This is a genomic window from Burkholderia sp. Ac-20365, assembly GCF_017104715.1.
Lineage (GTDB): Bacteria > Pseudomonadota > Gammaproteobacteria > Burkholderiales > Burkholderiaceae > Paraburkholderia.
Genome location: NZ_JAAGPI010000071.1, coordinates 15,495 through 27,378, shown reverse-complemented (window position 1 = coordinate 27,378; position 11,884 = coordinate 15,495). Strand labels below are relative to the sequence as shown.

The window sequence follows — 11,884 nt, the reverse complement described above, 5'->3', positions numbered from 1 at the left end:
TCGCCTGCGCCTGCGCGCTCCACCTTGATCACGTCCGCGCCGAACCACGCCAGCAGCTGCGTGCAGGTCGGCCCCGATTGCACGTGCGTGAAATCGAGAATGCGCACACCGTCGAGTGCTTTGCCCACGTTGTCTCCCTCCGAGCACTTGACGCTCTTTTTTCGATCGTCCGTGTTCTATACGGTATGTGATATATCAAATCGCCGCAAGCGCTTTCACGACGTAAGCCAAATGCGTTTCAAATGCTCGAAAGCCTTGCGCGACAAGGCCAGCAGGCCAAATTTCGCATTAAGGACTCGCTTCACAAAGGGAAAACCCCGATCTGTTTATCTGCTTGAGCATCATTGATATATCACATACCATATTTCTACCCTGAGCCGACCGCCCACTCTTGCACGCCATCCGGCGTCGAATCCAACCAGCGAGGAGACAGGTGAACATTCACGAATATCAGGCGAAGGAACTGCTGAAAGGCTACGGCGTCGCCGTGCCGAACGGGCGGGTCGCGTTCACGCCACAGGAAGCGGAGGACGCGGCGCTGGCGCTCGGCGGGCCGGTGTGGGTCGTCAAGTCGCAGATTCATGCGGGCGGCCGCGGCGCGGGCCGTTTCGCCGACGATCCGGACGGTAAAGGCGGCGTGCGCGTCGTCAAATCGGTCAGCGATGTCGGCTTGAGCGCGACGCAGATGCTGTCGCACGTGCTCGTCACGAAACAGACGGGGCCGGCAGGACGCGAAGTGAAGCGCGTCTATATCGAGGAAGGCTGTGCGATCGAGCGCGAGCTGTATCTCGGCATGCTGATCGACCGCAGCACGTCGCGCATCACGGTGATGGCGTCGACGGAAGGCGGCATGGAGATCGAAGAAGTGGCCGCGCGTACACCCGAGAAAATCCTCAAGGTGGCGATCGATCCGGTGACCGGTCTGCAACCGTTCCACGCGCGCCAGATCGCGTTCGGCCTCGGGCTGACGGGCAAGCAGGTGAAGGCGGCGACACAGTTCATCGCTAACGCGTATCGCGCGTTCGTCGAACTGGATGCATCGATTGTCGAGATCAATCCGCTCGTCGTAACCCAGCAAGGCGAGGTAATCGCGCTCGACGCGAAGATCAATTTCGACGACAACGCCCTATTCCGTCATCCGTCGATCGAAGCGCTGCGCGATGAAGCCGAAGAAGACGCCGCCGAACTCGAAGCCGCCAAACACGGCCTCAATTACGTGACGCTCGACGGCAACATCGGCTGCATGGTGAACGGCGCGGGCCTCGCAATGGCGACGATGGACATCATCAAGCTCTACGGCGGCGAGCCGGCGAATTTTCTCGACGTTGGCGGCGGCGCGACCAAAGAGCGCGTTGCGACGGCGTTCCGGCTGATCCTGCGCGATCCGAAAGTGGAAGGGATTCTGGTCAACATCTTCGGCGGCATCATGCGCTGCGATGTGATTGCTGAAGGTGTCGTGAGCGCGGCGCGCGAAGTGGACTTGCGCGTGCCGCTCGTCGTGCGGCTGGAAGGCACGAACGTCGAACTCGGCAAACAGATTCTGCGCGACTCGGGCCTGCCGATTCTTTCAGCCGATCATCTCGCCGACGCCGCCAGCAAGGTCGTCGCCGCGGTCAAGGAAAGCAACGCGACGGAGGCAAACTGACATGGCCGTACTGATCGATCGCAACACGAAAGTGATTTGCCAGGGCTTCACGGGCTCGCAAGGGACGTTTCATTCTGAACAGGCGCTCGCCTACGGCACGTTGATGGTCGGCGGCGTCACACCGGGCAAGGGCGGCACGACGCATCTCGGGCTGCCCGTGTTCGACACCGTCGCCGATGCCGTCGATGCCACGGGCGCGAATGCATCCGTGATCTACGTGCCGCCGCCGATGGCCGCCGACGCCATTCTCGAAGCTGTCGATGCCGAGCTTCCACTGGTCGTCTGCATTACGGAAGGCATTCCCGTGATCGACATGGTGCGCGTGAAGCGGGCGCTCGCCGGCTCGTCGACGCGTCTGATCGGGCCGAACTGTCCGGGCGTCATTACGCCCGGCCAGTGCAAGATCGGCATCATGCCGGGGCATATTCATCGTCCGGGGAAGATTGGCGTGGTGTCGCGCTCAGGCACGCTGACCTATGAAGCCGTCGCGCAGACCACGGCGGCGGGTCTCGGGCAGACGACGTGTATCGGCATCGGCGGCGATCCCGTTAATGGAACGAACTTCATCGATTGTCTGGAGATGTTCCTCGCCGACGACGACACCGAAGGCATCATCATGATTGGTGAAATCGGTGGCTCGGCTGAAGAGGACGCAGCGCAGTTCCTGAAGGATTCAGGTTCGAAGAAGCCGGTGGTTGGGTTTATTGCTGGAACGAGCGCGCCGCCGGGGCGCCGGATGGGTCACGCGGGCGCGATCATCTCGGGCGGCAAGGGCACGGCGGGCGCGAAGATCGACGCGATGCGCTCGGCGGGCATTCACGTCGCGCAATCGCCGGCTGCGCTCGGCGAGACGATGCTCAAAGCCATGCAGTAATAGCAGCAAGAAAAAAGGCCAGCGGATTGTCAGATCCGCTGGCCTTCCAGAACGAACACTATCGAACGCTCAGTCGAGAAAATCGCAATTCGCTTCGACGAACGCAGCAAGGCCCAGCGAGTGATCCCGCGCAAGGCGCTCGGCCAGTTCGGTATCGCGCTTCTCCAGCGCTTCGATGATGCGCAGATGATCGACGATCGAGCGCGACGCGCGGTCGCTCTGCGAAATCGTCATGCGTCGAATGGCGCGCACGTGGATGAAGATGTTCTTGATCGTGTCGAGAATGATCTGCGACTTCGACAGCTCGACAATCGCCTGATGGAACGCGATGTTCGCATCCGAATACTCGGCGATATGTTCAGCCGGCGTCGAATCGCGGAACTGGTCGAACATGTGGCGCAAGCGCGCGATTTCTTCGTCTGTGGCGTGCAGCGTGGCGAGACGCGCGGCCATGCTTTCCAGCGCGGCCCACATCTGAATCATCTCGACGATCTCGCGCTTGCTCTTGCGCACAATATAGATGCCGCGCCTCGGCACCATGCGCAGAAAACCTTCCTGCTCCAGCAACGTCATCGCCTCGCGCACCGGCGTGCGGCTCACGCCTAGCGATTCGCTCAGCGCGCGCTCGTCCAGCCGGATCTCTTCGTTCGACGCGTAAATGTCCGCATCCGCGATGGCCTGACGCAACAACGCGTAGGCCTGATCGCGGAGGCTGGCGCTATTGCCGATGGGCTGCAGCGCCAGAGGCAGACTCAGTGCGGGTGTCGACACTGCTTAGTTCGACGAGCCGACCGCGTTCATCGCGGCTTCGACACGCGCGCGGTACGGCGTAGCTTCACGCACGGTAGCGGCTTCCAGACCGACATAACGGCCGTGCTTCGATGCGAGCTCGGCGACGTGCTGCGGAATCCACCTGGTCAGCAGCACGGTTGCGGCCGAACCCAGGCCCACGACAGCGACGGCGAAGAATGCAAGCGACACGAAATCCATTTGAAGCTCCGGTCATTGAGTGATTGGATGACTCAATCATATGCTGCGTCGCGGAAAAAATCAAGTATCTTGTATGTGGTATATCAGATACAGTTGTTCAGCAGATGCAACAGTCAGAACGTAGCACGCGCGCCGCTTGACCGCGACGGCTGGCCGTCTCAGCCGATACTGTGCTTTTTTTATTCGACGCCAACTGTGCTTTAGAAGGCTTCGTCGACACGCAAACGGTGACGGATAGCGGTTTAAAAAAACCACAGACACGGCTTTCCATGTGCTAACGCAGCAATCGAGACCCCTGAACCGATTCCGCCCGCAAATCAATGCACGCTCGTGCTGCGTCACGCGGTCGCCTGCGGCCTCTTGCCGCTTGAATTCGCTGTATCCCGCTGTGCACAACGGTCTCAACTCGTTGCATATGCATTCAATTCTCATATTGCCAACCGGATCGCATGCCCCTATCGTCTCGCCAATTGCCGAATTTGCCGTCCTGGAAGCGCTTCTTTGAATATGTTGCAGCCCAGCATATGCATTTCGCGTTTTCTCAAGTTTTGGCAATTTGAAACCGATAACAGACGTTTAGCCTCATCGGAGACCGACCATGAGCAGCATCACCGAGCCCGGCGGCAACGCCAGTTCGCCATCATTCTTTTCAAAACAGGCAACGATTGCCCAACCTGGCTTTTCCCGCTGGATGGTGCCGCCTGCCGCCCTCGCCGTGCACCTGTGTATCGGTCAGGCCTATGCGTTCTCCGTGTTCAACGGCCCGCTCACTAAAGTCATCGGCATCACGCAGTCCGCGCCGGACGACTGGTCGCTGACCACGCTCGGCTGGATCTTCTCGCTCGCGATCGTCTGCCTGGGCCTGTCGGCGGCGTTTGCCGGCAAGTGGCTCGAAAAAGTCGGCCCGCGCCGCACGATGTTCACGGCGGCCTGCTGCTTCGGCGGCGGCTTCCTCGTCTCGGCGCTCGGTGTGTGGATGCACCAGATTGCGCTGCTGTATCTCGGCTATGGCGTGCTCGGCGGCATCGGGTTGGGCCTCGGCTACGTGTCGCCGGTGTCGACGCTGATCCGCTGGTTCCCGGACCGCCGCGGCATGGCGACGGGCATGGCGATCATGGGCTTTGGCGGCGGCGCGATGATCGCCGCACCGCTGTCCGTCGCGCTGATGAACCATTTCAAGAGCGCGACGAGCATCGGCGTGGCTGAAACGTTCATCGTGCTGGGCATTGCTTACTTCATTTCGATGTCGATCGGCGCACTCGCGATCCGCGTGCCGCCTGCAGACTGGAAGCCGGCAGGCTGGACGCCGCCTGCGACCACGACGCAGAAGATGATCACGCGCAACCACGTGCACATCGACCAGGCGCTGAAGACGCCCCAGTTCTATCTGATCTGGCTGGTGTTGTTCCTGAACGTGACGGCGGGCATCGGCATTCTTGGCCAGGCGTCGGTGATGATCCAGGAGAGCTTCAAGGACACGGTGAGCGCCGCGGCCGCTGCGGGCTTCGTCGGGTTGCTGTCGCTGTTCAACATGGGTGGCCGCTTCGTGTGGGCATCGGCATCGGACTACGTGGGCCGCAAGAACACGTACTTCATCTTCTTCGCGCTGGGCGCCGTGCTGTACTGGCTGGTGCCGACGTTCGCGTCGTCGGGCAACATCGCGCTGTTCGTGCTGTGCTACTGCGTGATTCTCTCGATGTACGGCGGCGGCTTCTCGACCGTGCCTGCGTATCTGGCTGACATGTTCGGTACGGCGTTTGTCGGCGGCATTCATGGCCGTCTGCTGACGGCGTGGGCGGCGGCGGGCGTTGCAGGTCCGGTGCTGGTCAATTACATCCGTGCTTATCAGGTCGCTCACGGCGTCGCGAAGGCCGATGCGTACACGATGACCGTGCATATCATGACCGTTCTGCTCGTGATCGGCTTCGTGTGCAATCTGCTCGTCAAGCGTGTGAACGAAAAGCACCACATGACGGACGCGCAGCTCGCGTCGGGCAAATAAGGTTTAAGGAGAATTGCAATGTCGACGCAAAATGCGCATCCGACGAATAAAGGGCTGCTCGCCGTGTTCTGGCTGTATGTTCTTATTCCACTGACGTGGGGTGTGGTGAATACTTTGCTTCAAGCTATGAAGTTGTTTGGGTAATTGGAAAGGCCGGGCGATGTTGTCCGGCTTTTTTTTTGCTGCGCAAGGCTTGGGGGTTGGTTTGCTTTTCGCTGGCATCCGCGGTTTGTCTTGCCTGCTTCACGCGTTGCCCCTGTGCGGGGCGGCACCTACTTTTCTTTGCCGCGGCAAAGAAAAGTAGGCAAAAGAAAGCCGCTGAACACCGCTAGCACTTGTTCCCGCCTGAGGGCCCCCAACGGGTCCTCTTCTTCATGCGGCAACCTGCCTTTCACTGCCCGTTGCCAACGCTCTCAATGAGCGCCTCACCCACTTCACACTCACGCGTCGCCACACACGCGATCAATCTGCCCACGTTCTATAGCGGCAAACTGTGTGTCGGCTGTCGCGGCGTATGCGTTCCACTCCGGACTGAAAAATTCGATCGGTGTCGTAAGAGCGCTGACGTCTGAACCACTACGCCCTACACACAGTTTGCCACCTGGGCGGCCGTAACCATTCGCTGCCGTTTGCTGCGCTACGGGTGGTTGAAGTGGGTGAGGCGCCTGTTCGAAGCGCTGGCAACGGGCAGTGAAAGGCAGAACGCCGATTGAGGCGGAGGAACCATTGGGGGCCCTCAGGCGGTGGTCAAGAACGGGCGGTGTTAGCCCGCTTTCTTTGCTTACTTTCTTTGCGGCGGCAAAGAAAGTAAGTGCCGCCCCGCACAGGGGCAACGCGTGAAGCACCAGTAACAAAACGCGGATGCCAGCGAAAACCCAAAAAAACCACCCAAAGCGTCGCAGACAAAAAAACCACCTACGACCCAAACCCCAACTGCAACGGAAAAGTAATCTCAAACGTAGTCCCAACCCCGCGTTGAGAATCAAACCGCAACTCTCCATCGAGCATACGAGACAACTCCTTAACGATAGCAAGCCCAAGCCCCGCCCCGGGCACATCATCATCATTCGCGCGCTCGAACTCTTTAAAAACACGATCACGATCCGTCGCACCGATCCCCACGCCCGTATCCGAGACCCGCAGATACCACTTATCGTTGCCGCGCGTGCGCATCTCAAGCGTCACCTCACCCGCCTTCGTATACTTCGCCGCATTCGTCAGCAGATTGATGGCGATCTGCTTGAGCTTGAGCCGGTTCGACTGAACAGAAGCAAGTTCTCCGTCGAAAGACGCATTCAGCTTGAGCCCTTTCTCGCGAATCGTAGGACCACACGAAGCAACCAGTTCTTCGAACAGCGCGTGCAGATCGACGGACTCAACGGCGACCTGATTCGTATCACCGAGCACGACCGAGTACTCGACCAGTTCATCGACCAGCACCTTCATGTCGGCCGCCTGCCGGTTTGCCAGGGCAAGCGCAGCTTCGGTCTTCGAAGGCGCACGCGAGACCAGCTGCAACGCCATCGAAAACACATTGAGAAAGTTTCGCAAATCATGCACGACGCTGCGCGTGATCTGCATGCGCGATTCGTACAGTTCGCCGACCAGCTTCTGCTTGAGCAACAGTTCGTGATTGGCGCGCTCGAGCCGTCCCGTGTATTCGTCGATCTTGCGGTCACGTTCAGTGACTACTTCACGAATCGACGTGAGCGTGACGAAGCTGACGGCTTCATCGATGAAATAACGCGCGCGCTCTTCGTGCCGCCGCGTGAAGGTGGGATGCGATTCCGCGTACTGCACCACGGCGCCCATCAGCACCTGGCGAAACAGATCGAGCTCGCGCGCCAGTTCGTCGATGCGGTAGCCCTGCTTCCAGCGCATCTTGCCGTGCAGCTTCGCCTTGCGCTCGATTTCAGGCTCGAGTTCTTCGAGGTCCTGCTGCTCGATCGCGCTGCACATCGAATCGAGTATGTCGGGCACGTGGTCCGTCAGCTGCTCGTTCGTCAGACGATCTGGCTCGGTCAGTTCGACATCGCTAAATACCGATTTCAGCCAGCGTTCGGTAAGTTCGACCTCGTTGCTACGGATGTGCGCAGCAAATGCGCCGAGCGGTCGTGATTGCGTCGTGGCCATGGTTGTCGCGCGCGCCTCGCTGAAAGCGTCGTTGCGATATTGAATGTGCGACGTGCCGCGCCGCAGTCCTCCCCATGTCGGCTTCGCGCCAACGACGTTTATCGTACTACGACTTTAGGCGATAACCCGTTTTGAAGATCCACGCGATGATCGCAAGGAAAACGCAAAGAAACAGCGCCGTCATGCCGAGACTGATACCGACGCTCACATCCGCAAGCCCGAAAAAGCTCCAGCGAAACCCACTGACCAGATAGACGATCGGATTGAACAACGTGATGACCTTCCAAGCGGGCGGCAGCATCGAGACCGAATAGAAGCTGCCGCCGAGAAACGTCAGCGGTGTAATGATGAGCAGCGGCACCAGTTGCAGCTTCTCGAAGTTATCCGCCCAGATACCGATGATGAACCCGAGCAGACTGAACGTGATGGCGGTCAGCACGAGAAACGCGAGCATCCAGACAGGATGCTGGATTTGCAGCGGCACGAACAGTCCCGCCGTGGCGAGAATGATCAGGCCGAGAATGATCGACTTGGTCGCGGCCGCGCCGACGTAGCTGATCACGATCTCCAGATACGACACGGGTGCGGACAGCAGTTCGTAAATCGTCCCTGTAAAGCGCGGGAAATAGATGCCGAACGAAGCATTCGAAATGCTCTGCGACAACAGTGACAGCATGATCAGCCCCGGCACGATAAACGAGCCATAGCTGATGCCTTCCACTTCGCGGATGCGCGAGCCGATCGCCGAGCCGAACACAATGAAGTACAGCGACGTCGAAATAACAGGCGCGATCACGCTCTGCATCAGCGTGCGGCCCGTGCGCGCCATTTCGAAGCGATAGATCGCGCGGATGGCATAGATGTTCATCGCACGCTCTCCTCTTGTTGTTGTTTGTGCACGAGACTCACGAAGATATCTTCGAGCGAACTTTGCGTCGTATGCAGATCCTTGAAGCGGATGCCCGCTTCGCTGAGGTCGTTGAGCAGCGCAACGATACTGCTGCTCTTCTCACGTTCGGCGTCGTAGGTATAGATCAGTTCGCCGTTCTCGTTAGCAAGCTCCAGACCGTAGCCCGCGAGCGACGCGGGAATACTCGCGAGCGGCGCTTCGAGTTGCAGCGTCAACTGCTTCTTGCCGAGCTTGCGCATCAGTTCCACTTTGTCTTCGACGAGCATGATCTGGCCGCCGTTGATCACGCCGATGCGGTCAGCCATCTCTTCGGCTTCTTCGATGTAATGCGTGGTCAGGATGATCGTCACGCCATTCGAGCTCAGCGAACGCACCAGCTTCCACATGTCGCGGCGCAATTCGACGTCGACGCCGGCAGTCGGCTCGTCGAGAAACAGGATGCGCGGTTCGTGCGACAGCGCCTTTGCAATCAGCACGCGCCGCTTCATGCCGCCCGAAAGCTGGATGATGCGGCTATTGCGCTTCTCCCACAGCGAGAGATCGCGCAGCACCTGTTCGATGTACGCGGGGTTCTTCGGCTTGCCAAACAGCCCGCGGCTGAACGAGACCGTCGCCCAGACGGTTTCGAATGCATCGGTGGTCAGTTCCTGCGGCACGAGGCCGATCAGCGAGCGCGCGGCGCGATAGTCATTGCGGATATCGCGTCCGTCGACGGTCACCGTGCCTTCCGTCGCGTTGACGATGCCGCAGATGATGCTGATGAGCGTGGTCTTGCCCGCGCCGTTCGGCCCAAGCAATGCAAAGATTTCGCCTTGGCGAATGGAGAGATCGATACGCTTGAGGGCCTGGAAACCCGATGCGTACGTCTTCGAAAGATTCGAGACCGAGATGATGGGTTGCATAGACGCGAACGATAGCAGATACGGCCCGGCCATGCCGTTACTCTGCCCGATTTGACGTTCCAGCGGCTGGCGGTCCAGCGGCTGGCGTACGCGGTTTTGTCAAACGGTGTCGCCTTCGATCACCTGACGGTCTTCCACACGCACCGGCACGCGCGTCAACGCCGCGCCCAGGCATGGCCCGTCGACGCACACGCCGTCCTCGAAGCGGAACATCGCGCTATGGTGCGCGCACATCAGATGCTCGCCTTCGTAAGTCCAGAACGTGTCCGGCTCGTAGTTGAGGGGAATCGAGAAATGCGGGCAGACATTGCGGTACGCCCACGCCTGTTCGCCGCGGCGCAGCACGACGACAGCGGCCTCGCCGTCGCCCGCGACCTGTTTTCCACCACCATCGGGGATGTCATCGAGCGAACACAACACGGTGGCCGTCATCATCGCGCCGCTCCATCTGGACGCGTCAGCACGAAGTCGCGTTGCACGTCGAAAAAGGGGCTAGGCAAATCCCACTCTTTCGCGTCGGCGTGGCTTTCGTTCTTCACGTACTCGACCACCAGCGAAGGCTTCACACCGAACACAGCATCCGATTCGACATAGGGATCGTCGGAACTGAACAGCGCTGTCGTGAGCGTGTCATAGCCCGGAGCCTGAATCAGAAAATGCACATGTGCAGGCCGCATCGGATGACGGCCGACCGCAAGCAGCATCTGACCGACAGGACCGTCCGTCGGAATCGGGTACGGCGTCGGCTTGATCGAACGGAACGCGTACTCGCCGTTCGGCCCCGAGCGGAAGCGGCCACGCAGATTGCTTTCCGGCTGGTCCGGATCCTGGCCTTCATACATGCCGTTATTGGCTGTTTCCCACACTTCGATCAATGCGTTCGGCACGGGCTTGCCCGCTTCGTCGATGAGCCGCCCGCGAAACAGAGCGGGCTCGCCTTCCGTACGGGCGATGTTCGCGCCGAACGCTTCGTCATGCGCGCCTTCGCGATAGAACGGCCCGAGCAGGCTGCTCTCGGTAGCGGCCGATTCCGTCACATCATTCTGACGATGGATCGCGTCGAGCATGATCGATAGACCAAGCGTGTCCGACAGCAGAATGAATTCCTGGCGAATGCCGTCGCACTTCTTGCCCGTTTGCGTCAGGAACTCGATACCGCGCCGCCACTCGTCGCCCGTCAGTTGCACTTCTTCTGCGAACGCATGCACATGCCTGATAAGCGCCGTCATGATCTCCTTCAGACGCGCGTCATCGCAGCCTGAAAGCGTGGCGAGCACGATGTCGGTGATGGGATGAACTGCCGTCGTATCGTTTGTCTCTCTCATGATGTCCTCACGCTCTATGGCGCCGGTTGTCGTGTCGATTATGCGGGTCTGCGTCCTTCGTACGCGTCTTCGAGCAACGCGCGCAGCGGTTCACGCTCCACCGTGCGCGGATTCCAGTAAGGGCTCTTCAACGCAAGATTAAGCGCAAGATCGATATCCGCTTCCTTCATGCCAATGTCCTTCAGCGCGGTCGGCGCGCCGCTCTCGCGTGCGAGATCGAACACGGCTTGCGGCGCATCGTCTGCATGCAAGGCGCGCGCGATCCGCTGCATCGCGTGTGGCGCCGCCGTGCGGTTGTAGGCGAGCGCATGCGGCAACACAATCGTATGCGTCTCCGCGTGTGGCAGGTTGAACGTGCCGCCAAGCGTATGACACAGCTTGTGATGCAGTGACATGCCAACACTGCCCAGCACGGCGCCACACAACCATGCACCATAAAGACACGCGCCGCGCGCATCGAGATCGCCTGGCGTCTTCATCACGCGCGGCAAGCCCTCGCCCAACGCGCGGATGCCCTCTTCCGCCATCAGGCTCATGATCGGGTTCGTGTCCTGCGCGTACAGACCTTCGGCTGCGTGCGCAATCGCGTTGATGCCGCTCGTCAACGAAAGCGCGGGCGGCAGCGACACAGTCAACGCGGGATCATAGATGACCGTCTTCGGCAACACACGCAAATCGCGGCCCGTCTTCTTCACGCCCGCTTCCGTGAGGCCGTAGATCGGCGTCATCTCCGAGCCGGCGTAAGTAGTCGGAATCGCGATGATGGGCAACGACGTTTCGAGCGCGATCGCTTTACCGAGACCCGTCGTCGAACCGCCGCCAATTGCGATCGCGCAATCAGCACCGACGCGTGCCGCGTACTCGCGCGCCGCCCGCGCCGTTTCGACGGGCACATGCATCACCGCTTCCGCATAGACGCCCGCCGCGTGCGGCCCGATACGCTCCGCAAGCTGCTCGGCCTGTGCGCGCTGCTGCGGCGTCGCTAACACGATGGCACGCTGTGCGCCGAGCAATTCGATTTCGCGATCCAGATGATCGAGACTGCCCGCGCCGAACACGACCCGCGAAGGCAAACTCTGATAAACGAACGATTCCATGAGGTT

13 protein-coding genes are annotated in these 11,884 nt (G+C 60.1%); 4 read left to right on the top strand and 9 right to left on the bottom strand.

From position 1 onward, the window contains the following. A partial coding sequence (locus G3O01_RS43925) for a CoA transferase (protein ID WP_205806409.1) occupies window positions 1-128 on the bottom strand: 128 nt, incomplete at its 3' end. 305 nt (window positions 129-433) lie between these two features. On the opposite strand from G3O01_RS43925, the gene sucC reads away from it, so the two are divergent. After that, window positions 434-1,645: an ADP-forming succinate--CoA ligase subunit beta gene (gene sucC, locus G3O01_RS43920; RefSeq protein ID WP_205813745.1), complete on the top strand. Its 1,212-nt coding sequence runs from the start codon at window positions 434-436 to the stop codon at window positions 1,643-1,645. Between the two features lies 1 nt (window position 1,646). After that, entirely contained in the window at window positions 1,647-2,519 is an 873-nt protein-coding gene (gene sucD, locus G3O01_RS43915; RefSeq protein ID WP_205813744.1) for a succinate--CoA ligase subunit alpha, read from the top strand. Between the two features lie 69 nt (window positions 2,520-2,588). Here the strand turns inward: sucD and G3O01_RS43910 are convergent, their stop codons facing one another. Further along, window positions 2,589-3,269 (bottom strand): GntR family transcriptional regulator, encoded by a 681-nt coding sequence (locus tag G3O01_RS43910; protein ID WP_205813747.1) that lies wholly within the window; start codon window positions 3,267-3,269, stop codon window positions 2,589-2,591. Between the two features lie 24 nt (window positions 3,270-3,293). Further along, entirely contained in the window at window positions 3,294-3,509 is a 216-nt protein-coding gene (locus G3O01_RS43905) for a hypothetical protein (RefSeq protein WP_054932561.1), read from the bottom strand. A 598-nt stretch (window positions 3,510-4,107) separates the two neighbouring features. On the opposite strand from G3O01_RS43905, the gene G3O01_RS43900 reads away from it, so the two are divergent. Continuing rightward, on the top strand, window positions 4,108-5,511 hold the full coding sequence (locus tag G3O01_RS43900) for an OFA family MFS transporter (protein WP_205813743.1): 1,404 nt from the start codon (window positions 4,108-4,110) through the stop codon (window positions 5,509-5,511). Between the two features lie 18 nt (window positions 5,512-5,529). Further along, window positions 5,530-5,655: an oxalate:formate antiporter gene (locus tag G3O01_RS43895; RefSeq protein ID WP_205813742.1), complete on the top strand. Its 126-nt coding sequence runs from the start codon at window positions 5,530-5,532 to the stop codon at window positions 5,653-5,655. 771 nt (window positions 5,656-6,426) lie between these two features. On the opposite strand, the gene G3O01_RS43890 is transcribed toward G3O01_RS43895, so the two are convergent. From G3O01_RS43890 to G3O01_RS43865, 6 genes are all read right to left on the bottom strand, one after another. After that, window positions 6,427-7,644: a sensor histidine kinase gene (locus tag G3O01_RS43890; protein ID WP_205813741.1), complete on the bottom strand. Its 1,218-nt coding sequence runs from the start codon at window positions 7,642-7,644 to the stop codon at window positions 6,427-6,429. 106 nt (window positions 7,645-7,750) lie between these two features. Further along, window positions 7,751-8,512, bottom strand: a complete 762-nt coding sequence (locus G3O01_RS43885) for an ABC transporter permease (protein ID WP_205813740.1) — start codon at window positions 8,510-8,512, stop codon at window positions 7,751-7,753. Then, on the bottom strand, window positions 8,509-9,456 hold the full coding sequence (locus tag G3O01_RS43880; protein WP_205813739.1) for an ABC transporter ATP-binding protein: 948 nt from the start codon (window positions 9,454-9,456) through the stop codon (window positions 8,509-8,511). Before G3O01_RS43880 ends, G3O01_RS43885 begins: the two co-directional genes overlap by 4 nt. Before the next feature lie 99 nt (window positions 9,457-9,555). Further along, window positions 9,556-9,888: a Rieske (2Fe-2S) protein gene (locus G3O01_RS43875; RefSeq protein WP_205813746.1), complete on the bottom strand. Its 333-nt coding sequence runs from the start codon at window positions 9,886-9,888 to the stop codon at window positions 9,556-9,558. Then, the gene (locus G3O01_RS43870; protein WP_205813738.1) at window positions 9,888-10,781 is read right to left on the bottom strand and encodes an intradiol ring-cleavage dioxygenase; all 894 of its coding nucleotides are present in this window, start codon (window positions 10,779-10,781) and stop codon (window positions 9,888-9,890) included. The genes G3O01_RS43875 and G3O01_RS43870 overlap by 1 nt, the downstream gene beginning before the upstream one ends. Window positions 10,782-10,819: 38 nt before the next feature. Then, window positions 10,820-11,878 carry a maleylacetate reductase gene (locus G3O01_RS43865; RefSeq protein WP_205813737.1) on the bottom strand — a complete coding sequence of 353 codons (1,059 nt, stop codon included), beginning with the start codon at window positions 11,876-11,878 and terminating at the stop codon, window positions 10,820-10,822. Window positions 11,879-11,884: the final 6 nt, after the last annotated feature.

Excerpts from the sequence above, each read along its gene's own strand:
- sucD (WP_205813744.1), top strand. The coding sequence starts at position 1,647 with ATGGCCGTACTGATCGATCGCAACACGAAAGTGATTTGCCAGGGCTTC.
- G3O01_RS43905 (WP_054932561.1), bottom strand. The coding sequence starts at position 3,509 with ATGGATTTCGTGTCGCTTGCATTCTTCGCCGTCGCTGTCGTGGGCCTG.
- G3O01_RS43900 (WP_205813743.1), top strand. The coding sequence starts at position 4,108 with ATGAGCAGCATCACCGAGCCCGGCGGCAACGCCAGTTCGCCATCATTC.
- G3O01_RS43895 (WP_205813742.1), top strand. The coding sequence starts at position 5,530 with ATGTCGACGCAAAATGCGCATCCGACGAATAAAGGGCTGCTCGCCGTG.
- G3O01_RS43890 (WP_205813741.1), bottom strand. The coding sequence starts at position 7,644 with ATGGCCACGACGCAATCACGACCGCTCGGCGCATTTGCTGCGCACATC.
- G3O01_RS43885 (WP_205813740.1), bottom strand. The coding sequence starts at position 8,512 with ATGAACATCTATGCCATCCGCGCGATCTATCGCTTCGAAATGGCGCGC.
- G3O01_RS43880 (WP_205813739.1), bottom strand. The coding sequence starts at position 9,456 with ATGCAACCCATCATCTCGGTCTCGAATCTTTCGAAGACGTACGCATCG.
- G3O01_RS43875 (WP_205813746.1), bottom strand. The coding sequence starts at position 9,888 with ATGACGGCCACCGTGTTGTGTTCGCTCGATGACATCCCCGATGGTGGT.
- G3O01_RS43870 (WP_205813738.1), bottom strand. The coding sequence starts at position 10,781 with ATGAGAGAGACAAACGATACGACGGCAGTTCATCCCATCACCGACATC.
- G3O01_RS43865 (WP_205813737.1), bottom strand. The coding sequence starts at position 11,878 with ATGGAATCGTTCGTTTATCAGAGTTTGCCTTCGCGGGTCGTGTTCGGC.